The sequence below is a fragment of the Pseudomonas marvdashtae genome, from assembly GCF_014268655.2.
Classification (GTDB): domain Bacteria; phylum Pseudomonadota; class Gammaproteobacteria; order Pseudomonadales; family Pseudomonadaceae; genus Aquipseudomonas; species Aquipseudomonas marvdashtae.
In genome coordinates, this window is record NZ_JABWQX020000001.1 from 2972839 (window position 1) to 2994001 (window position 21163).

The 21163-nt window shown below is 62.7% G+C and carries 21 protein-coding genes; 9 read left to right on the forward strand and 12 right to left on the reverse strand.

Going from position 1 to position 21163, the window contains the following annotated elements; all coding sequences use genetic code 11:
• The first annotated feature begins 164 nt into the window (after positions 1 to 164).
• Positions 165 to 1055 carry a non-homologous end joining protein Ku gene (ku, locus tag HU742_RS13265; RefSeq protein WP_186632719.1) on the forward strand — a complete coding sequence of 297 codons (891 nt, stop codon included), beginning with the start codon at positions 165 to 167 and terminating at the stop codon, positions 1053 to 1055.
• Positions 1056 to 1088: 33 nt separating this feature from the next.
• The gene (gene ligD / locus HU742_RS13270; protein WP_186642774.1) at positions 1089 to 3059 is read left to right on the forward strand and encodes a DNA ligase D; all 1971 of its coding nucleotides are present in this window, start codon (positions 1089 to 1091) and stop codon (positions 3057 to 3059) included.
• Positions 3060 to 3063: 4 nt separating this feature from the next.
• On the opposite strand, the gene lpxO is transcribed toward ligD, so the two are convergent.
• Positions 3064 to 3966 carry a lipid A hydroxylase LpxO gene (gene lpxO, locus HU742_RS13275; RefSeq protein ID WP_186642775.1) on the reverse strand — a complete coding sequence of 301 codons (903 nt, stop codon included), beginning with the start codon at positions 3964 to 3966 and terminating at the stop codon, positions 3064 to 3066.
• Positions 3967 to 4367: 401 nt separating this feature from the next.
• Between lpxO and HU742_RS13280 the strand changes: the two genes are divergently transcribed.
• Complete coding sequence (locus HU742_RS13280) at positions 4368 to 5957, forward strand: ABC-F family ATPase (RefSeq protein WP_186610222.1); 1590 nt, start codon at positions 4368 to 4370, stop codon at positions 5955 to 5957.
• Between the two features lie 192 nt (positions 5958 to 6149).
• Complete coding sequence (locus HU742_RS13285; RefSeq protein ID WP_186642776.1) at positions 6150 to 7343, forward strand: MFS transporter; 1194 nt, start codon at positions 6150 to 6152, stop codon at positions 7341 to 7343.
• Here the strand turns inward: HU742_RS13285 and HU742_RS13290 are convergent.
• Both HU742_RS13290 and HU742_RS13295 read right to left on the reverse strand, forming a co-directional pair.
• Complete coding sequence (locus tag HU742_RS13290; RefSeq protein ID WP_186642777.1) at positions 7337 to 8374, reverse strand: alpha/beta hydrolase family protein; 1038 nt, start codon at positions 8372 to 8374, stop codon at positions 7337 to 7339. The genes HU742_RS13285 and HU742_RS13290 overlap by 7 nt on opposite strands.
• Positions 8375 to 8558: 184 nt before the next feature.
• Positions 8559 to 9167 (reverse strand): FMN-dependent NADH-azoreductase, encoded by a 609-nt coding sequence (locus HU742_RS13295; RefSeq protein WP_186642778.1) that lies wholly within the window; start codon positions 9165 to 9167, stop codon positions 8559 to 8561.
• A 130-nt stretch (positions 9168 to 9297) separates the two neighbouring features.
• Here HU742_RS13295 and HU742_RS13300 point away from each other — a divergent pair, with 130 nt between their 5' ends.
• A complete protein-coding gene (locus HU742_RS13300) occupies positions 9298 to 10206 on the forward strand; it encodes a LysR substrate-binding domain-containing protein (protein WP_186632736.1) in 909 nt (302 codons plus the stop codon).
• Entirely contained in the window at positions 10203 to 10553 is a 351-nt protein-coding gene (locus tag HU742_RS13305; protein WP_186642779.1) for an MmcQ/YjbR family DNA-binding protein, read from the forward strand. Before HU742_RS13300 ends, HU742_RS13305 begins: the two co-directional genes overlap by 4 nt.
• 16 nt (positions 10554 to 10569) lie before the next feature.
• Here the strand turns inward: HU742_RS13305 and ubiT are convergent, their stop codons facing one another.
• From ubiT to norR, 7 genes are all read right to left on the reverse strand, one after another.
• Complete coding sequence (gene ubiT, locus HU742_RS13310; protein WP_186642780.1) at positions 10570 to 11040, reverse strand: ubiquinone anaerobic biosynthesis accessory factor UbiT; 471 nt, start codon at positions 11038 to 11040, stop codon at positions 10570 to 10572.
• Positions 11034 to 11924 carry a U32 family peptidase gene (locus tag HU742_RS13315; RefSeq protein WP_186632744.1) on the reverse strand — a complete coding sequence of 297 codons (891 nt, stop codon included), beginning with the start codon at positions 11922 to 11924 and terminating at the stop codon, positions 11034 to 11036. The genes ubiT and HU742_RS13315 overlap by 7 nt, the downstream gene beginning before the upstream one ends.
• Before the next feature lie 10 nt (positions 11925 to 11934).
• On the reverse strand, positions 11935 to 12930 hold the full coding sequence (ubiU, locus tag HU742_RS13320) for a ubiquinone anaerobic biosynthesis protein UbiU (protein ID WP_186642781.1): 996 nt from the start codon (positions 12928 to 12930) through the stop codon (positions 11935 to 11937).
• Positions 12931 to 13010: 80 nt separating this feature from the next.
• Positions 13011 to 14246 carry a molybdopterin molybdotransferase MoeA gene (locus HU742_RS13325; protein ID WP_186642782.1) on the reverse strand — a complete coding sequence of 412 codons (1236 nt, stop codon included), beginning with the start codon at positions 14244 to 14246 and terminating at the stop codon, positions 13011 to 13013.
• Positions 14243 to 14797, reverse strand: a complete 555-nt coding sequence (gene moaB / locus HU742_RS13330) for a molybdenum cofactor biosynthesis protein B (RefSeq protein WP_186642783.1) — start codon at positions 14795 to 14797, stop codon at positions 14243 to 14245. The genes HU742_RS13325 and moaB overlap by 4 nt, the downstream gene beginning before the upstream one ends.
• A 90-nt stretch (positions 14798 to 14887) precedes the next feature.
• A complete protein-coding gene (gene pdxH, locus HU742_RS13335; protein WP_186642784.1) occupies positions 14888 to 15535 on the reverse strand; it encodes a pyridoxamine 5'-phosphate oxidase in 648 nt (215 codons plus the stop codon).
• A 114-nt stretch (positions 15536 to 15649) separates the two neighbouring features.
• The gene (norR, locus tag HU742_RS13340) at positions 15650 to 17170 is read right to left on the reverse strand and encodes a nitric oxide reductase transcriptional regulator NorR (protein WP_186632759.1); all 1521 of its coding nucleotides are present in this window, start codon (positions 17168 to 17170) and stop codon (positions 15650 to 15652) included.
• 160 nt (positions 17171 to 17330) lie between these two features.
• On the opposite strand from norR, the gene ytfE reads away from it, so the two are divergent.
• Positions 17331 to 18005: an iron-sulfur cluster repair protein YtfE gene (ytfE, locus tag HU742_RS13345; RefSeq protein ID WP_186610178.1), complete on the forward strand. Its 675-nt coding sequence runs from the start codon at positions 17331 to 17333 to the stop codon at positions 18003 to 18005.
• A 47-nt stretch (positions 18006 to 18052) separates the two neighbouring features.
• Here the strand turns inward: ytfE and HU742_RS13350 are convergent, their stop codons facing one another.
• Together HU742_RS13350 and HU742_RS13355 are read right to left on the reverse strand one after the other, a co-directional pair.
• A complete protein-coding gene (locus HU742_RS13350; RefSeq protein WP_186632762.1) occupies positions 18053 to 18490 on the reverse strand; it encodes a CopD family copper resistance protein in 438 nt (145 codons plus the stop codon).
• Positions 18491 to 18515: 25 nt separating this feature from the next.
• The gene (locus HU742_RS13355; RefSeq protein ID WP_186642785.1) at positions 18516 to 19706 is read right to left on the reverse strand and encodes an NnrS family protein; all 1191 of its coding nucleotides are present in this window, start codon (positions 19704 to 19706) and stop codon (positions 18516 to 18518) included.
• Positions 19707 to 20292: 586 nt separating this feature from the next.
• Here HU742_RS13355 and HU742_RS13360 point away from each other — a divergent pair.
• Together HU742_RS13360 and HU742_RS13365 are read left to right on the forward strand one after the other, a co-directional pair.
• Positions 20293 to 20976 (forward strand): Crp/Fnr family transcriptional regulator, encoded by a 684-nt coding sequence (locus HU742_RS13360; protein ID WP_186632768.1) that lies wholly within the window; start codon positions 20293 to 20295, stop codon positions 20974 to 20976.
• Positions 20973 to 21161, forward strand: coding sequence for a protein DnrP (locus HU742_RS13365; protein ID WP_186632771.1), 189 nt, complete (start codon positions 20973 to 20975; stop codon positions 21159 to 21161). The genes HU742_RS13360 and HU742_RS13365 overlap by 4 nt, the downstream gene beginning before the upstream one ends.
• Positions 21162 to 21163 lie beyond the last annotated feature (2 nt).

Below are 21163 nucleotides of genomic sequence, written 5' to 3' on the forward strand. Positions count from 1 at the left end.
TTCGCGGTTGTTAAGCGAAATGTCCGCGCGAAGATGTAACCAGGCATCTCTGGAACGCCCGTTCCGCTGGCGCGATGGCCGCGGCCAGCCGGCGCGCGGGGGAAACTTTTGCTGGCGCCCGGAGGTCACCAGAGAGACTCATTTACCGGCAAGGAAAATCCACCATGGCACGGGCAATCTGGAAAGGCGCAATCAGTTTCGGGCTGGTCCACATTCCCGTGGCGCTGGTATCGGCCACCGCGTCCCAAGGCGTGGATTTCGACTGGCTGGACAAGCGCAGCATGGACCCGGTGGGCTACAAGCGCGTCAATAAGGTCACCGGCAAGGAAGTGACCAAGGACGACATCGTCAAAGGTGTGCAATACCAGAAAGGTCAATACGTGCTGATCAGCGAAGATGAAATCCGCGCCGCCCACCCAAAATCCACCCAGACCATCGACATCTTTTCCTTCGTCGACAGCGAAAAAATCCCCCTGCAGAACATCGACAAGCCCTATTTCCTGGCGCCTGACAAGCGCGGCGGCAAGGTCTATGCCTTGTTGCGCGAAACCCTGATCAAGACCAACAAAGTGGCGCTGGCCCATGTGGTGTTGCATACCCGCCAGCACTTGGCGGCCCTCATGCCTTTGGAGTCGGCTCTGGTGCTGGTGATGCTGCGCTGGCCCGCCGAGGTGCGCGAGCTCGACGTGCTGGAGCTGGGCGACGAAGTGACGAGCCCGACGCTGGCCAAGGGCGAGCTGGAGATGGCCAAGCGCCTCGTGGAAGACATGAGTGGCGACTGGGAACCCCAGGAGTACCGCGACAGTTTCGAGGACAAGATCATGGAACTGGTGGAGAAGAAGGCCAACGAGGGCCGGCTCGAAGCGGTGGAAACCGACCCTGGCGAGGAACAGCGCAAGACCGCCGATGTCATCGACCTTACCGAACTGCTCAAGCGCAGCCTGGGCGGCAAGGGCAAGGCGCCGGACAAACCCGCCGAGAAGCCCGCGGCCAAATCCACCAAGACCCGCAAGCCCGCTCCCGCTAAAAAAGCCACCAAGGCCTCCCGGGGCTAACCCCGAGGCGCCAGCAACACAAGGGAATCTGTCATGGCCAAGGCCGAGAGTGAATATGCCCGTCTGTCCGATGCCGCGCTGGACCCAGCATCAGCTCCCCAGCCCCCCGGGAAAACCGCGCTGCCCGATCGACTGTTGCCGCAGCTGGCGACACCGGTCGAGCAACCGCCGGCCGGCGAATGGCGCTACGAAGTCAAGTTCGACGGTTATCGGCTGCTGGCCCGCATCGAAGGTGGCGAAGTTCGTTTGTTCAACCGTAATCAGCTGGACTGGACCGACCGGCTGAAACTGCATGCCGATGCGCTGGCCGAATTAAATCTGGATAACAGCTGGCTCGACGGCGAGCTGGTGCTGCTCGATGACACCGGTCACTCCGATTTCGCGGCGCTGCGTCAAGCCTTCGAAATCGGCCGCACGGTAGACATGGTCTATTTCCTCTTCGACGCGCCTTTTCTCAACGGCGCGGACCTGCGCCAGGCGCCTGTCGAAGAACGCCGCGCCGCCTTGAAAAAAGCCCTCAGCAATAATGGGAACAAGCGCGTGCGCTTCTCCGAGGCGTTCTCCGCCAGCCAGGGCGATATATTTGAAAGTGCCAACGCGCTCGCGCTCGACGGCGTGGTCGGCAAGCGCCTGGGCAGCCCGTATGAATCGCGACGCAGCCCCGACTGGGTGAAACTCAAGTGCCGATTGCGCCAGGCCTTCGTCATCGTCGGTTTCACCCGCCCCCAAGGCAAGCGTCACGGCTTTGGCGCGCTGTTGCTGGCGGTCAATGGGCCATCGGGTTTGGTTTACGCCGGTCGAGTCAGCAGCGGGTTCAGCCAATCGCACATCAAGCAGTTACATGAGCAACTGTGCACGTTGGAGCGTGACGCTTCGCCGCTGGCGGAACCGCTCAACGGCACGCGTAGCCGCAGCGTGAAATGGGTCGAGCCGACCCAGGTCTGTGACGTCGAGTTCACCGAATGGACTCGGGACGGCTTGGTCAACCAGGCGGTCTTCCTTGGATTGCCCCACGACAGGCCCTCGGGCACGATCATCCGCGAGCAACCGATGCCGATAAAAGCCGAGCCGACGAAACCCAAGTACCGCGGTAAAACCCGCACCGTGGAAGTCGCCGGGGTAAAGATCACCCATCCCGAACGCGTCATCGACAGCGTCAGCGGTGTGCACAAAGACGAGCTGGCCCGATATTACGCGGACATCGCTCCGTGGATCCTGCCGCACCTCAAGCAGCGGCCAGTGGCCCTGCTGCGCGCGCCGGACGGGATTGGCGAAGAGCAGTTCTTCCAGAAACACGCCGATCGCCTGGAGATTCCCCACATCAAACAGCTCGACCCAGCGCTGGATCCTGGCCATGCCGCGCTGATGGAAATCGACGACGTCCCATCCCTGGTCAGCGCGGCGCAGATGGGTACGGTGGAATTGCACACCTGGACCGCGACCCATGACCGGATCGAGTCGCCGGACCTGTTCGTCCTCGACCTTGACCCCGACCCGTCGCTGCCCTGGAGCGCCATGATCGAAGCCACCCGCATGACCCTGTCATTGCTCGACGAGCTGGGTTTGCAGGCGTTCCTCAAGACCAGCGGCGGCAAGGGCATGCACATCATCGTGCCGTTGGCGCGCAATGAAGGCTGGGACGTGACCAAGGCGTTCGCCAAGGCCATCTCGCAATTCATGACCCGGCAGATGCCCAAGCAGATCACCGCAACCATGGGACCAAAGAACAGGGTCGGCAAGATCTTCCTCGACTACCTGCGCAACTCGCGCGGCGCCAGTACGGTGGTCGCTTACTCAGTGCGCGCGCGGCCAGGGCTGCCGGTGTCGGTGCCCATAGCGCGGGCGGAGCTGGACGGCTTGCGTAACGCCCAGCAATGGGACATCTACACCGCCCTGGAGCGGGCCAAGGGCTTGGGCGCCGATCCGTGGGAAGGCTACAGCCATCGCCAACGAATCACGGCGAGGATGTGGGAACAGCTGGACGCGCAGAAACCCGGGGACTGAACCATCAGATCCAGATGAACAGCGCCAGCAAACCACCGAAGAACGCCCATTTCTGCAGGTAATAGAGCGTGCGGTTGCGCTTCTTCAGGGCTTTGCCTTGCAGGCGAATCTTGTAGAGCCTGGAAAACGCTCGATTCAGCGCACCGGTCTTGTCGCTGGCCGCATCGTTGGGCGCGCCGGCAGCCGCCATCACGGTACGGCTGAACCAGCGGTTGAAGGCAGTGGCCCAACGAAATTTCATCGGCCGCTCCACGTCGCAGAACAAGATGATGCGATTGTGTGGCGTAGTGTTCTCGGCGTAATGAATGAACGTTTCGTCGAACATCACCGCCTCGCCGTCGCGCCAATGGTAATGCTCGCCGTCGACGTTGATGTAGCAGCCGGCCTCGTTGGGCGTTTCCAGGCCCAGGTGATAACGATAGGACCCGGCATACGGATCGCGATGACGCACCAGCTTCGAGCCTGGCGGAAGTTCGGCGAACATCGCCGCCTTGATCGAGCCGATGCTCTGCACCAGTTCAGTGGTGCGCGGGCAGAGCTTCATCGCCGAGGGATGGCTGTCGCCGTACCATTTCAGGTAGAAGCGCTTCCAGCCGGTCTTGAAGAAAGAGTTGAAGCCCACATCGTCATACTGATTGGAACGCTTGATCTCCCCCGCCCGCAGCAGGTTCTGGCCTTCGGCGCGGATTTCTTCCCAATGGGCTTGCAATGGACTCAGGTCGGGGAACTGCTCCGGGCTCAGGAATGGCTTGTTGGGCAGCTTCGAGCACAGGTACAGCAGGCAGTTGATCGGCGCGAGAAAGGACGAGTGATCGCTCAACTGGCGCCCGAGCTTGTGCCGTACGCGCCCACGCAGGTGCACATAGCCAATGGAAAGGAGGTAGATCGCGACAATGATGAGCTTCACGGGATCGGTCTGGTCCAGGAGTGAACAGGCTGCTGCTCCTGGCCAGCCAAGCGGCAATGGAGAGCGTCGAGTGTGATGGCGATTTAGCCACAATTTGTAACTGAAGGTTATCCCTCAGTTGTGAAAAACTGTCTTGCCTGGGTAACACCCTATCGTTAATGCGGCCAGATCAGTACAATCGCCGCCAAATATCACGCGCCCCCTTGGCCGATACCGGAAAACCCGACTTCGGCGCAACTCCACTCGGTCCAGGCGCTCCGTATGCAGCTGTCCTCTTATGCCGGATGGACCCTTGCGCTTGCGACCGCGAAGCCTCTAGCGCGGTGCGGATCGGCGCAAACAGGTACTGAACAGGTACTGCCGCACCCTTAGCTACTCTGAATGTTCCGCAGGATAAACCTTTGATCTCTACAGCTAACATCACGATGCAGTTCGGCGCCAAGCCGCTGTTCGAAAACGTCTCTGTCAAATTCGGCGCGGGCAACCGCTACGGCCTGATCGGCGCCAACGGTTGCGGCAAGTCGACCTTCATGAAAATCCTCGGCGGCGACCTCGAGCCGTCCGGCGGCCAGGTCATGCTCGAGCCGAACGTGCGCCTGGGTAAACTTCGCCAGGATCAGTTCGCCTACGAAGAATTCACCGTGATCGATACCGTGATCATGGGCCACGAGGAACTGTGGAAGGTCAAGGCCGAGCGCGACCGCATCTACTCGCTGCCGGAAATGACCGAAGAAGACGGCATGGCCGTGGCCGAGCTGGAAACCGAGTTCGCCGAAATGGACGGCTACACCGCCGAATCCCGTGCTGGCGAATTGCTGCTGGGCCTGGGTATCGGCATCGAACAGCATTTCGGCCCGATGAGCGAAGTCTCGCCGGGCTGGAAGCTGCGCGTGCTGCTGGCCCAGGCGCTGTTCTCCGATCCGGAAGTGCTGTTGCTGGACGAACCGACCAACCACCTGGATATCAACACCATCCGCTGGCTGGAAAACGTGCTGACCCAGCGTTCGAGCCTGATGATCATCATCTCCCACGACCGTCACTTCCTGAACAGCGTCTGCACCCACATGGCGGACCTGGATTACGGCGAGCTGCGCCTGTTCCCGGGCAACTACGACGAGTACATGACCGTGGCGACCCAGTCCCGCGAGCAATTGCTGTCGGACAACGCCAAGAAGAAAGCGCAGATTTCCGAACTCCAGTCGTTCGTCAGCCGCTTCTCGGCCAACGCCTCGAAAGCCAAGCAGGCCACCTCCCGCGCCAAGCAGATCGACAAGATCCAACTGGCCGAGGTCAAGCCTTCGAGCCGTGTCAGCCCGTTCATTCGCTTCGAGCAAACCAAGAAACTGCACCGCCAGGCGGTCATCGTCGAGCGCATGGCCAAGGGCTTTGACGGCAAGCCGCTGTTCAAGGACTTCAGCTTCACCGTCGAAGCCGGCGAGCGCGTGGCGATCATCGGCCCGAACGGTATCGGCAAGACCACGTTGCTGCGCACCCTGGTCAATGAACTGAAACCCGATGCCGGTACCGTGAAGTGGACCGACGCCGCCGAACTGGGCTACTACGCCCAGGACCATGCCCACGACTTCGAAGATGACGTCAATCTGTTCGACTGGATGGGCCAGTGGACTCAGGGTGGCGAACAACTGGTTCGCGGCACCCTCGGCCGGATGCTGTTTTCCAACGACGAGATCCTCAAGTCGGTCAAGGTCATCTCCGGTGGTGAACAGGGCCGCATGCTGTTTGGCAAGCTGATCCTGCAGAAGCCGAACGTGCTCATCATGGACGAACCGACCAACCACTTGGACATGGAATCCATCGAAGCGCTGAACCTGGCGCTGGAGAACTATCCGGGTACGCTGATCTTCGTCAGCCACGACCGAGAGTTCGTCTCGTCCCTGGCCACGCGGATCATCGAGCTGAGCGCCGACGGCGTGGTCGACTTCAGCGGCACCTATGACGATTACCTGCGCAGCCAGGGTGTGCTGTTCTAAGGGCAGCTTCGAGCTGTAAGCTTCAAGCGGCAAGTGAAAGGCCCTGTCCATGTGACAGGGCTTTTTGTATTGCTAGGGTAAGAAACTGTTGTGTGCTCCATTGCGTTCGCGAGGCTATTAGTTAGCCTGCTTTCTTTTCTCCCCTCCTCGCGCCATGATGAAGCTCTCCTGCCGCTGCCCGCGAACGAGCCCATGCCCACGCCCCCATCAGCTCCCAGTTCCCTGTCGATCACCCTGCAGATCGTCTCCATCGTTTTCTATACCTTCATTGCCTTTCTCTGCATCGGCCTGCCGATTGCCGTGTTGCCTGGCTATGTCCATGACCAACTGGGCTTCAGCGCGGTGGTGGCCGGGCTGACCATCGGTTCCCAATACCTGGCGACGCTGCTCAGTCGCCCCATGGCTGGACGGCTGTCGGACAGCATTGGCACGAAGCGGGCAATCGTCTACGGTTTGCTGGGAATTTTGCTCAGCGGCGTGCTGACGCTGATCTCAACGGTGCTGCAGGACTTTCCTCTGCCAAGCCTGTTGATCCTGATTGCCGGCCGGTTATTGCTAGGTGTCGCCCAAGGGCTGATCGGCGTCGGTACGATCAGTTGGTGCATGGGCCAAGTCGGTGTGGAACACACGGCCCGTTCGATTTCCTGGAACGGCATCGCTTCCTACGGCGCAATCGCTATCGGCGCCCCGCTGGGGGTGGTGATGGTCGATGGGTTGGGTTTCGCCAGCCTGGGCATCGCCTTGTCACTGCTTGCTGGCATGGCGTTGTTGCTGATTCGTAACAAGCCGTCGGTACCGGTCGTTCGTGGCGAGCGCCTGCCCTTCTGGGCGGTGTTCGGGCGCATTTCACCGTTTGGCGCCAGCCTGTGCCTGGCTTCGATCGGCTACGGCACACTCACCACCTTCATCACCCTCTTCTATCTCAGCCGCGGCTGGACCGGCGCGGCGTGGTGCCTGACGGTGTTTGGCGTGTGCTTCATCCTGGCACGGTTGTTGTTCATTTCCAGCATCGCCCGCTTCGGTGGCTTCAGTTCGGCCATTGTCTGCATGAGCATCGAAACCCTGGGGCTGGTGTTGCTTTGGCTGGCGCCGTCGACTGCGTTTGCCTTGGTCGGCGCGGGACTCGCCGGCTTCGGACTGTCGCTGGTGTACCCGGCGCTGGGCGTGGAGGCGATCAAGCAGGTGCCCAACAGCAGCCGGGGCGCCGGACTGAGCGCCTACGCGGTGTTCTTTGACTTGGCGCTGGCAATCGCCGGTCCGTTGATGGGCGCGGTGGCGTTGAACCTGGGCTACTCGTCGATCTTCTTCTTTGCAGCCTTGCTGTCAATCTTCGGGCTGGGGCTGGCGTTGCTGCTGCGACGGCGAGCGGAAAGAGTCGATCACTGATCGGCGGTCCTCAGGCCGGCCCGGGTCGGCTTGCCCAGTGCCTGGCTGAAAAAGCGGCTGGCCTCGGAGATCATCGTGCGGTGGATGTCCTTGCGGTCGACGCCATCGGCATCGGTGCACAGCGCCGGCATCGCCGCGATCTGCTCGTCCGTGCAAGGCGCCATGAAGACAAAGTGCCCTGCCCCGGCCAACGTCTTGAAATCCGGCGCGGTGGGCAGCTTGCGAGCCAGCGCCGCGGCATTCTTGTCGAAGGCCACCAGCTTGTCGCCGTCACCGCTATAAAGCAGCACCGGCACATGGACGTCGGCCAGCGTGTGCCGACCGAACTTCAAACTCAACGGCGCCATCAGCAATAACGCACGGACCCTCGGGTCGGCCACCGGCGACAAGTCGTCGCGGTCGACGATCAATTCGCCCTGGGTGTTGCAGGCGTCACGGTCATCCGGGCGTTCCTGGCAGTAGCGGCGCAAGCGATTGAGATCCGGGGTGGCGCCGGAAAGGATCAAGGCGGTTTCGCCACCGGCGGAATAACCGATGACACCGACCTGCCCCGCGTTGACGTAAGGCGAGAGCATCGGATCGTTCAATGTCGCGGTGATCGCTTCGGAGATCTGGATCGGCCGCCCATACAGATTGCTCAAGGTGCCGAGCCGACTGTGGTCCTGGGCGTTGTCGCCGGGATGAATCACCGCCACCACGACAAACCCCTTGCGCGCCAGCGACGTGGCCAGGTCATGCAGTGCCAGCGGCGTGCCGGTATTGCCGTGGGACAGCATCAGCAGCGGGAAACGGCCGATGGCGATCTGCGCGTTGGGCGCGGCGTCGATCTGGTAGCCGCCCAACGCGCTGGATTGTTCCCCGGCAATCGACGGATAGAACGCGATGGCATGCATCGGCTGGTGATCCAGCGGATCGAGAAAACTCAGCTCGTGAAAACCGGCGCTCCAATGCGGATGTGGCGCCGGCGCGGCCTGCACCGAACCGAACCCGCTCAACCCACAAAGCAACAGCGCTGCACCAAGACGTATCATCGAATTTTCCACCTTCACCCACCGATCGGGAGCCCATTGGCTCACGGTTCCGGTCGTGCATGATCTACGCCATGAATCCCGGCGCCGAATGCAGGAAAAACCCCGCATCCCAGCCATCCATTGACGACGAGAATACAGGGTTTTGCGAAGGTTGCCCGCAGAGCTTGGTGGCTTTACGCAAGCCTTACGCGGCGGCGAATTGCTGGCTGATCTGCAGCGTGGCTTGGCTCATGCCCTTGGCGCGCATGTCGTCGCCTTTGGCCAGGCCTTCAGCACGGACGAATTCAATGTCGGTAATGCCAAGAAAGCCGAACATGTGCTTGAGATAGTCTTCGTGGCCCACGCCACTCGGCTGTCCGGCATGCAGGCCGCCGGCGGTGGAAACGATCACCAGTTTCTTGCCGCCGCATAGACCTTCAAAGCCTGCATCGCCGTAGCGGAACGTTTGGCCAGCCACTGCGATACGGTCGATCCACGCCTTAAGCTGGGTCGGGATGGTGAAGTTGTACATGGGTGCGGCGATGACCAGCGCGTCTGCTGCCTGGAACTCGGCCATCGTTTCTGCGCTGAGCTCAGCCTCGTACTTGAGCGCGGCATCGCGCAGTTCGGCGCTGGTGCCGGCGGCGACCAGGGTTTGCGCGGAGAAGTGGCTGATGGCATCGGTGGCGAGGTCACGGTAGCTGACCGTCATGCCCGGCTCGGCGGCTTTCCAGGCCTGCACCAGTTCACGGCTCAATTGGCGCGAAGCCGAGTTGTCGCCAAGGATGCTCGAATCGATATGCAACAGTTTCATGTGAATGCTCTCCTGAGTGAGGATCGCAACCAGGCGATCAAGTGCGAACAATCCTATCGGTGAAACCAATAGCCGATAAGACCGCAAGAATGCGATAGTTCGTCCCACACACAGGACAATCGAAGTCAATATGCAAGACCTCAACGATCTGTACTACTTCGCCAAGGTGGTCGAAGCCGGTGGCTTCGCGGCCGCCGGACGCTTGCTGGGCATCCCCAAGTCGCGCCTGTCACGGCGTATCGCCGAGTTGGAAGAGCGCCTCGGCGCCCGCCTGCTGCAACGCACCACTCGCCAGTTGAAGCTGACGGCAGTGGGCGAACGCTACCTGAGCCATTGCCAGGCCATGTTGCTCGAAGCCGAGATGGCCGACGAGGCGGTGGCGAGCATGTCCAGCGAACCCCGTGGGCGATTGCGAGTGTCGAGCCCGGTGGGGCTGGCTCATCAATTCCTGCCCGTGATCATCGAAACCTTCCTGGCGAAATTTCCCTTGGTCCAGCTGGAAATGACCCTGCTCAATCGGCGCGTGGACCTGATCGGCGAAGGCATCGACGTGGCGTTGCGCGTGCGCGACGTAGGCGACGAAGACCCGCTGCTGATGACCCGCCGCCTGCGCCAGGCCCGACTGACGCTGGTCGCCAGCCCGGCATTCGTCGAAGGACGGCGAATCGAAACCCCGGACGACCTCAAGCAACTGCCGGTGCTAGGGGCACTGGACGCCGATCGACTGGTTCATCTGCGCCTGCTCGACCGCAGTGGGCAAAGTACCGAACTGGCCCTGGAAGCCCGCCTGGGCATCGATGATTTCATCGTGCGCCGCGCCTGCGCCCTCGCCGGCCTGGGCATTACTTTGCTGCCGAGCATGTATTGCGAGCAGGAGTTGCTTGACGGCAGGTTAGTGGAGTTGCTGCCTGGATGGTCATCGCCCGATGGCTGGCTCCTGGCAGTCTATCCTCACCGGCGCGGTATGCTGCCGGCGGTGCGCGCCTGGATCGATCATCTGGTGGCGGCTTTTGAACAATGCGGGGACAAAACGATATGAGTTTGAGCGAAGAGGACGTCGCACGATTTTGCCTGGGCTTGCCAGGCGCCAGGGAAGATTACAAATGGGGCGGCGTGCGAGTGTTCTCCGTGGCCGCAAACAAAATGTTCGCCCTGCAAAACCTGCGGGGCGACTCATTGGCGTTCAAGGTCGACAAGGACCTGTTCCTCGGTCATTGCGACCGCCCGGGCATTCGCCCGGCGCCTTATCTGGCGCGTGCGCAATGGGTCATCATGCAGGTCCCCTACCCGCTGGGGGCCGACGAGTTGCGTGATTTGTTGCAACGCTCTCATCAACTGGTGGTCAGCAAGTTGCCCAAGCGCACGCAGGTTGGGTTGCTGATGTAGACGCTCGCGGCGGTCATCACACCGTCGCCAGCCCCTTTCCGGCCCGCTCCAGATTGCGCCAGAGCCACGGTGGCAAGACGTCCGGGTCGAGGCTGTCGATCAGGTTCTTCAGCGCCAGGCCCAGTTCGGTGTCGCCTTCGATGACCAGTCGCCTGCGGAAGAACAAGGTGTCGGGATCTTCCTGACGGCTGGCCAATAGCAGGAATTCGCGCCAATTGCCGCTGATGCTGACCTGGGCGTCGGCCCGCTCGGCGATGCGCAGCCCATCGTGGGCCAGTGTCAGGTACCAGCACAACTTCAGGTCCGATACCCGCAGGCACAGCCAGCGCCCGTGCAGCACGTCGAAACCGCCATCGCGCAGCGGTTCGGCCAAGCAACGGTTGAGCGCCTGCTGCAAGGCCAGGCGTTGGACCAGGAACGGCACCTTGCCCGCCAGCGGCAACAAGCGGTCGGCGCCCTTGAGAAGCCATTTTTTCGGACTCAACACAGGCCCGCCTCCTCGACTTTCATCATGCCAGCGTGGCCGTGCCAGTATCCGTTGCAACCATCGACGAACAGCGGTGGCGCTTCGCCCTGACGGACCTTGTCGAAGGCTCTGACCACCTCGTCCATGCCCTGTGCCCTCGGACTCAGGCGCAGCACATCGGCGCCACTTGCCAGCAGCGCGTTGTAATCGGCCAACAGGTTCGTCACCTCGCCGGACATCGTCTGAATGCCGTTCAAGGTGAACAACAATTGTCCTTCCTGGCTGCTCAGCGCCAGTCCGTCGGGGTAGTTGATGCAACAGAACTGGCAGTCGTCCTTGGGCCGGTTTTCGGCCCGGGCGGTAAAGCAGCGCGCCGAATAGGCCAAGGGCAGATGGCCGTAGGCGAAGATTTCCACCTCGGGCACATTCCGATCCATCTCACGCACCTGTTCCAGCACATCGCCGATCAGCGCCGCCGAACATTCCACCGGCGGCACCCAGCGGATCATGCCGCAGTCGAGCAACTGCGCCAGGGCGTGGCCGTTGTACAGATTCAACGCCGGCCCGCCGACAAAGGGCAGCTTGCGCTCGGCCATGAACTGCACCGCGCCCATGTCGTTGGCTTCCACCAGCAACTCGCCGTTGTCACACAGGCGCCGCAGCGAGGACAGTTCCGAGGCCGCTTCGATCAGCGTCAAACTCGACAACACAATCTGCGCCTGGCTGCACTGTTGCAGCTCACGGCCCAAGCCCAGCCATTGGTCCAGGGAGAATGCCCGACGCTTCGAACAGACGGTTTCCCCCAGGTAAATCACATCCAGCGGCAAGGCCGACATCTCGGCGTAGAAATTTCCCAGTTGCGCTTTGTCCCAATAGAACAGGACCGGTCCCAGGCTGAGTTTCATCTGGCCTCCCTCATTGCCATGAACGGTGGTAGGCACCCAATGTGGTCTGGCTGCCCTCGGACAGACCGGCCAACACCTGGCGCCATTCTTCGCGAACCCGGAACCGCTGGGGCGCGGCCTGGTGCGCATCCAGCGCGGCGCGCCAGACCCGGGTCACTTGCTCGACGTAGGCCGGGCTGCGCTGGCGACCTTCGATCTTCACCGCCTCGACGCCGATGGCCGCCAGTTCCGGCAGCAGGTCCAGCGTGTCGAGGCTGGTGGGTTCTTCCAGCGCATGGAAGCGCTTGCCGCCCACCAGGAAACGACCCTTGCACAGGGTCGGGTAGCCGGCCGGTTCTTCGGGGGTGTAGCGGTCGATCAGCACCTCGCTCAAGCGCGCGCTCAGCCCTTGGGCGTCCTCGCTCCAGCGCACCGCTTTGGCCGGCGAGCAGACGCCACAGAGGTTCGGCGATTCGCCGGTCACGTAGGAAGACAAGTGGCAGCGACCTTCGGCCATGATGCACAGGCTGCCAAAACCGAAGACTTCGATCGGCACCGGACTGCCCGCCGCCACTTGCCGCACCTGGGCCAGGGACAGCACCCGTGGCAGCACGGCGCGGCGGATGCCGTAGCGCTGGGCGTAAAACGCCAGGGCCGCCGCGTGGGTCGCCGAGCCTTGTACCGAGAGGTGCAGCGCCAGCCGTGGGTGTCGTTGGCTGGCGTAGCCGAGCACGCCGGGGTCCGCGGCGATGAGCGCATCCACGCCGAAATCGGCGGCGCGATCCACCGCGCGCTGCCAGCGCTCCCAGCCCTTGGGTTGCGGATATGTATTGACCGCCACGTAGAGTTTGCGTTGACGCTGGCGGATGTGCGCGACCGCCGCGTCGAACTGTTTGTCATCCATGTTCAACCCGGCGAAATGCCGGGCATTGGTGTCATCGCGAAAGCCGACATAGACGGCATCGGCGCCTTGGCGCACCGCCGCTTTGAGGGCTGGCAGATTCCCTGCCGGGCAAACCAGTTGCATGGGGCATCCTCATCAGAAAACGCAAGCGCCGCCAGTCTAGCCAGCCCGGCGGCGGTGACCTTGACGGCGGTCAATTGCCGTCAATGCATCAGGCTCGCGAACGGCAAGTACATCACCTGGTCGTGCTTGTGCACTTGCGCCTCACGCTCCACCACCGCCAGCCCATCGGCCCAGCACGCGGCCGTCAGCATCGCCGAGCTTTGCTGGGGATGCAGTTCGACGCACAGGTGTCCGTCCGCACCGGGGACCAACCTGGCCCGCAGGTACTGCCGACGACGGTTGCGCTTGAGCCAGTCAAATCCGGCGGGCACCTGCAACGGCACGGGCAACACGTCGCTCATGCCCTGGGCGCGGAACAGGAACGGGCGCAGGACGATCAACGCGGTGATCAGCGCCGCCGAGGGGTTGCCCGGCAGGCCGATCCACGGCTTGCCTTCAACGTCACCGAACGCCAGGGGTTTGCCCGGCTGGATTGCCAGGCGCCAGAGGTCGATACGGCCCAAGGCCTCGATGGCGCGCTTGAGATGGTCTTCCTCGCCCACCGATACGCCGCCCGAGGTGATCAGCACGTCGCATTCGGCTGCGGCCAGGCGCAACGCTTGTTGACTGGCCAACAGCTGGTCAGGCATGACACCAAGGTCGTGAACCTCAAAGCCCCACCCGCGCAACAACGCCGCCAGGCTATGACGGTTGCTGTTGTAGATCTGCCCCGGCGCCAGTGGCTCGCCCGGTTCACGCAACTCGTCACCGCTGCTGAGCAAGCCCACCTGCAACGGACGAAAAATTTCCACCCGGGCGATGCCAGCGCCGGCCAACAGCCCCAGCTCCTGGGCACGCAAGCGAGTGCCGGCGCCGAGCAGGCGATCGCCCCGGCGCAGCTCTTCGCCTTCCTCGCGAACATGGTCGCCGCGATTGGCCGCCGGCAGCCAGATACGGCCGTCATCGACCCGGCAGCTTTCCTGCGGCACGACCGTGTCGGCGCCCGGCGGCAACGGCGCACCGGTAAAGATACGCACGGCCTGCCCCGCCTGGAGTGGCTCGCCCGGCCCATCGCCTGCGGCGATCCTTCCGGCCAACGCCAGGTATCCACCGCCAGCAGGCAGGTCAGCGGCCCGCACGGCGTAGCCGTCCATCGCACTGTTGTCCCAAGCCGGCAGGTTCATGGGACACAAGACATCGCTGGCTAGCACCCGCGCCAAGGCCTGATCCAAAAGCACCCGTTGCACCGGCGGTGGCGGCGGCGCCTGGTCAAGCAGATGCCGGATCGCTTCGTCCACCGGCGTCAACACGCCGCTGTCACACACACCGCCGCTCATGCGCGTGTCTCGCAGGCTGTCGGAGCTACACCGTCCTGCGGCTTGAGGTGCGGGGTGAAATTGCATGGCCCGGTGCGGCTGTCCAATTGCCCGGCCAGGATCTGCTCCCAACCGGTCCGGCACGCGCCCGGCGAGCCCGGCAGGCAACACACCAGCACACCGTTGCTCACGCCCGCCATGGCACGGGACTGCAGGGTGGACATGCCGATCTCGGCCAACGACACCTGGCGGAACAGTTCGCCGAAGCCATCGACATGCTTGTCGAGCAATGGCGCCACCGCTTGTGGCGTGTTGTCGCGCGGGGTGAAGCCGGTGCCGCCAGTCATCAGCACCACCTGCACCTTGGGGTCGGCGATCCACTGCGAAACCCGCGCGCGGATCTGATAGATGTCGTCCTTCACCAGCCCTCGGTCGATCAGCACATGGCCGGCGGTTTGCAGCAGATCCGCCAGGGTCTGGCCCGAGGTGTCGGTGTCGAAGGTTCGAGTATCGCTGATGGTCAGCACCGCAATGTTCAGCGGTTGGAAAAGGCGTTGCGTCAGATGGGCCATGATCAGCCGTCCTGTCAGAAAAAAGATGGCCCAGCCTGAACCGCAATCGGTGCCGGGCCTATTCCTCCATGGAGGTACCTCCCTCGGCGCTCAGGGCGCCAGGCGGCTGCGCTGCCAAAGGCCGTCGTGCAGCCGATAGTCGAGACGGTCATGCAGGCGGTCAGCGCGGCCCTGCCAGAATTCAAGTCGCTCAGGCCGCAGGCAATAGCCGCCCCAATGTTCGGGACGCGGAACCGGTTGCCCGGCGAAACGCTGCCCGACTTGCGCCAGCAAAGCCTCCAGCGCGGCGCGATTGTCCAGCGCACGGCTTTGCGGCGAAGCCCAGGCCCCCAGGCGACTGGCGACGGAGCGGGAATGGAAGTAGGCGTCCGACAGCGTCGGGTCAAGCTTATGGACCTGCCCTTCGACGCGCACCTGTCGCTCAAGGCCCGGCCAGAAAAACGTCATGGCGGCCCAAGGATGGGTCGCCAGATCCTGCCCCTTGCCGCTGTCGTAGTTGCCGAAGAACGAGAAGCCTTCTTCGCCAAACCCCTTGAGCAACAGGATCCGGCAATGCGGTCGCCCCTGCTCGTCCACCGTCGCCAGGGCCATGCTGTTGGCTTCCACCGGAGGGCTTTCGGTCTCGCGGGCCTGTTGCATCCAGAGACTGAACAGGGTCAGCGGATTCTCCGGAGCCTGGGCTTCGTCCAGCCCGTCACGGGTGTACTGGCGGCGCATGTTGGCCAGGGAAAGGGGCATGACCGATGTCTCCACTGTGGGTTTGGCCCCAGTGTGGTATCGACAGCGTTGGCTCGCCTTGATCGTTGTCAATGCCGGTTGTTGCATCGAGGCCGCAACACGGTTTCGCTGGCGCTACTTGAGCCCCAACCGCCGCGCCAGTTTATGCAGGTTGCTTGGGTCGATTTCCAACAGCCGCGCGGCCCCCGCCCAGTTCTGGCCGCAGCGCTCCAAGGCCTTGAAGATGGCTTGCCGCTGGCAGTCGTCGACCGTCGCACTCAAGGGCCGCAACGGGACCTCAAGCGATTCCTGCGGCGCGCAGACCGTGGCCGTGCTGGCATTGACGTCCAAGTCGAGCACTTGCGGCTCCAGGGTCATGATCAGGCTGCGACTGGCGCCACGGCTCAGTTGTTTCAACGCCGCTCGGCTGATCACGTGCTCCAGCTCCCGCACGTTACCGGGCCAGGTGTAGGCCAGCAGCGCCTGCTCGGCGGCCGGCGACAGGCGTAGCCCGCGCAAGCCCAATCGCGTGCGGTTAAGTTCGAGAAAGTGACCGGCCAATATCAACACATCGTGGCCGCGCTCGCGCAGCGGCGGGATTGGCACTGGATAGACCGATAATCGGTGGTACAGATCGGCCCGAAACAGCCCGTCGCGAATGCTGTCGGGCAGGTGCCGGTTGGTCGCGGCGATGATCCGTACGTCAACGTGCAACGGCTTGTCCGCCCCCAGGCGCTGGATCTCTCCGTTCTGCAAGGTACGGAGCAACTTGGCTTGCACGGTCAACGGCAACTCGCCGACTTCATCGAGAAACAGCGTGCCACCGTTGGCCGCGTCGAAGCGCCCGGCGCGGTCGGTCGTCGCTCCGGAAAACGCGCCTTTGACGTGGCCGAACAATTCACTTTCGGCCAGGGACTCGGGTAACGCCGCGCAATTGACCTGCACCAAAGGCTTGTGCCCGCGTCGGGAAAGACGATGCAAGCGTCGGGCAAACAACTCTTTGCCAACGCCGGTCTCGCCCAGCAACAGCACCGGCAGTTCGGAATCAGCCAAGACGTCCAGTTCGTTGAGCAACTGCTGCAAGCCCTCGCTGCGCCCGAGGATTTCGCCCTCCACGGCCGGCAGGCGCAGGTCCGTCTGGTCGCTGCGCGACGCCCGCAGGCTGCGGTTCTCCTGCTCCAGCCGGGTGACCCGCACCGCCGCCTCGATCTGCAAGGTACAGCGCTTGAGTTCCTCCCGGGCGCGGCTGTCGAAGGTGCCGGCGTGCAATGCATCCAGGGTGATCGCGCCCCACAGGCTTCCTTCCACATAGAGGCTCACACCCATGCAATCGTGCACCGGCAACGGCTCGCCGACGTGGTGATCGAGCAGGCCGTCGTAAGGGTCCGGCAGGCGGCTGTCGGGTTCGAACCAGGTCGGCTCACGCGATGCCATGATCGCCGCCAGACGCGGATGCTGGGCGATCACGAACCGACGGCCCAGCGCTTCGTGCACCAGGCCCACGGTCGCCACGGGCCGGAGGCTGTCGTCGTCGAGACGCAGCAAACCGACGGCGCCACTGTTGAAATATTCGCGCAGGGTCTGCACCAGGCGCTGCAATCGCACGGCATTGGGCAGCTCGACAATCAGGTCGGCGGCCAGGCTTTCACGCAGCATGGTAGTGATGACCCTCCAGGGTTCGTTTGACCCCTCGCAGCCAAGGTGAAAATCACCTTGTCATGAATTTATCTATTTACTTTCAAGCAGTTGAACCCTGGCACGGCGACTGCAATGCCCGTTCATCTGTCCCTTCCGGGATTCAACCCAAGGAAACATGATGAGCCTCGACCTGCTTGAACAAAGCCTCGGCCAACTGGCCTGCGACATTCCGGGCGCTACCCGGACTTTTCATCACTACAACCTCGACTTCTGTTGCGGCGGACAAAAGACCCTGCGCGAAGCCGCGCTGGGCAAAGGTCTGAACCCCCTGCTGATCGCCGACGCCCTGCGCACCCTGCAAGCGGCTGGCGAGCTGGGCCACGACTGGCGCAACGAGCCTCAGTCGCGGTTGATCGCCCACATCCTCGAACGCTACCACGCCCGCCACCGCGAACAACTGCCAGAACTGATCCGCCTGGCCCGGCGTGTCGAGCGGGTGCATGGCGCACGGCCCAGTTGCCCCAACGGTTTGGCCGACCATTTGGCAGACCTGTACCAGGAGCTTGAAGGCCACATGCTCAAGGAAGAACAAGTGCTGTTCCCGATGTTGCAACAGGGCCTGGGCGAGCGAGCCTCGGCGCCGATCCAGGTGCTGCGCTACGAACACGACCAGCACGGTGAAGCCTTGGAAACCATGCTCGCCCTCACCGACCAGATCACCCCACCGGCCGACGCCTGCAACACCTGGCGCGCGCTGTATCGCGGGCTGGTGGAGCTGCGGGATGACCTGATGCAGCATATTCATCTGGAAAACAATGTGCTGTTTGTCAATGCGATGAAGCCGGTGCATTGATTGAAAACTCCGCAGCCGTACCGGTTGCGGTGTTCAAGACCAGGTGTTCAAAACTGCCAGTAGAACATCCCCTTCGCCAACACCACGATCAGTAGCATGTGCCCGAGGATACTACGCCGCAGCCAACAGGCCCGGTTCGGCGTCAACCGTCCGCGCTTGAGCCAATAGGCCAGCCAGACGTAATGCCCGACGATGCTCAGGGCCAACAGGATCTTGAAACTCAGTAGCAGGCCGAAACTGCTGTCCAGCGGCTGCGCCAAGGCGCCGCGATGGTGCCAGGCCAGGCCGATGCCGGCGCTGTACAGCACGAGCACGACGCCATGCAGTACGTGCCGTGAACGCTTGGCGATCGCTTGGTCGGCAGCCTCGCGGGTGCCCTGCGCCAGCGGCCGGCGAGCGGCCTGCCAGATGATCACCTCGAAGAACAGCGTGCCAATGAAGGCGATGGCCGCCAATAGATGCGCGACCAGCAAAACCCCGTACATTATCGATCATCTCCGTGCGGCCGATTCATCCAGGATGCCCATCCACCCGCGCCTGCAGCAACATCGGGCCATAGCGCCAGGCGTACAGGCCAAACGCCAATAACCAGCAAAGGCCCGCCAGCCAAAGCGCGGGCATCGGCAAGAGCAACACCAGTAGCACTCGACTGAAACACGCCAGGTTCAACAAGATGAAGGCCAGCGTCATGCCCGTCGGCGGTTCGAGTGGACGCCCGGTATGGCCGAGACTGACGCGGGCGATCATCGCCAGGATCAGCCCGGCCATGGCGCCGATGGTCAAGGCATGCACCGCCAGGCTCGGGTTCAGCGGCGCGCCGAAGTGCCACAGCGCCATACCCAGGCACGCCACGGCCAGCCAAGCGTAGGCCAGGTGCAACGACCACAACAGCGGCACCCGCCACAGCCCGCGATCATGCCAGCGCACCAGTCGAATCCCGTGCCCCACCGCCAACGCGGTGAACAACAGGCCGACCCAGACGCTGACCGACAATGCCGGACCGAAGGCATACAACAACGCCACCAGCGCCGAACCCGCCAGCAACAGGCGGTCGAGCCACGGCCAAGGGGCCACGCCTTCGACCCGACCGAGGCCACGCTGGGTAAAGAACGGAATCACCCGCCCGCCAATCAACCCCATCATCGCCGCTACCAGCCACAGGCCGGTGAGCACGCTTTGACGCTGCAGGCCTTCGTCGTGTTGTACCAGGCCGTACACCGACAAGCCATCGGCGGCGGCCAACAGCAGCAATACCAGCACGATCGGGTAATTGCGTTTCTGCCGCACGCGCCACAACGTCAGGCCCATCAGTGCTGCCACAGCCAAGGCAAAACCCATTTCCAACGCCATCAGCAAAGGCCAGGGCGCATCGGTCAGCCAGGCCAGCCGCGCGCCCATCCACAGCAACGCCAATGCGGCCAAGCGCTTGCCGCTGAGCCCGGGGCTGCCCGTCCAGGTCTGCACCGCCGTCAGCAGGAATCCGGCGATGATCGCCAGGCCGAAACCGAACAACAATTCATGACGGTGCCAGGCCAGCCAGCCGCCGGCCGGTTGCCAATTGCCCAACCGTCCGCTGAACGCCGCCAGCCAAAAGGGAACCGCCAGCAACGCGAGCACGCAGCCGCCGAGAAAGAACGGCCGAAACGCCAGGCGCCACAACGGCGCGATGGCCATGGCCTTGCGACGATCAAGCACTTGCATACACAACTCCTCTGTCCCCGCTGGACCTCTGCGAGGTACGACAAATCAGGATTCCAATGATGGGCTATCGACGCAAGCGGGCCTTGTCTCAGATCAAGCCAGCTCGTTAGCGACGCTCACCTCGAACAGGCACTTGCAAGGGGCTTGCCGTTGTGGGAGCAGAGCTTGCTCGCGATGAACGATAACGCGGTCCGATCGTTCCCACGCTCTGCGTGGGAATGCCGCTTCGGACGCTCCGCGTTCGGCTGCGGAATGGACGCAGAGCGTCCCTGGCTGCATCCCCACGCGGAGCGTGGGAACGATCAAATAGGGTGCTTATAACCCTTTCGTGGTTGTTTTTACCCTAAAACATTCGGGTCATTTTTACCCTTCCAGTCTCAACGCCCCACAAATCAAAGCTCCCAGGCCTGGCCCGGCTCTTGCTCAGGCACGGCATTACCTTCAATTGTCGGGGTCCCCATGAAATCCGCCGTGTTGCCGTTTACCTGGTTCGTCCTGCTCTCTTGCGTCGTGGCAATTGCCAGCGGCTTGTCCCTGAGCCTGGTCTGATCCCGATCACTTCTTCGTTAAAACAAGGATTCACGCCATGGTGCTCCACCGTGTCCATCACCAGATTCTGCGCAGCCATCATCTGTTCGAGCCGCTGAACGAAGAGCAGCTTGACGAGCTGATGAGCCACAGCCAACTGTTGAGTATCGACAAGGGCGACCCACTGTTTCGCCAGGGCGAGCCGGCCCAGGCGTTTTACTTCGTGATTTCCGGCGCGGTGAAAATCTACCGCTTGACCCCGGACGGCCAGGAAAAAGTCTTCGAGGTGATTGGCGAGCGCCAGACCTTCGCCGAAGCCATGATGCTGATGGACACGCCCAATTACGTCGCGTCCGCCGAAGCCGTCGGCCCGACCCAGCTGTACCGCTTGTCCAACGCCACGTACATGCGCCTGTTGCAAAGCAACAGCCGACTGACCTTCGCGCTACTCGGCAAGCTATGCGTTCGCCTGCATCAACGGGTCAACGAGATTGAAACCCTGTCGCTGAAGAACGCCACCCACCGGGTGGTGCGCTATCTGCTGACGCAATTGGTGCGCCTGCAAACCGTCGACAGCCAGTTCGAATTGCCGATGGCCAAGCAATTGATCGCCGGGCACCTGTCCATCCAGCCGGAAACCTTCTCGCGGATCATCCGACGCCTGATCGATGAGAAAATCATCACCCAGGACGGTCGCCAGATCGCCATTCTCGATCGCCTGCGACTGGAACAGTTCGAATGAGCTGCCTGTATTGCCAACATGCCAACCCCGTCGATGCAAGCGAGTGCAGCCAATGCGGCATGCCCCTGCCGTTCGAGGCCGCAATGGCCGGCGAACGCCGGCTGCGGCGTTTCACCTGGTTCTGCGTCGGGCTGACGCTCTTCTGCATCGTCATGTTCTTCTGGTTGCCTCGCAGCATCGCCTGATT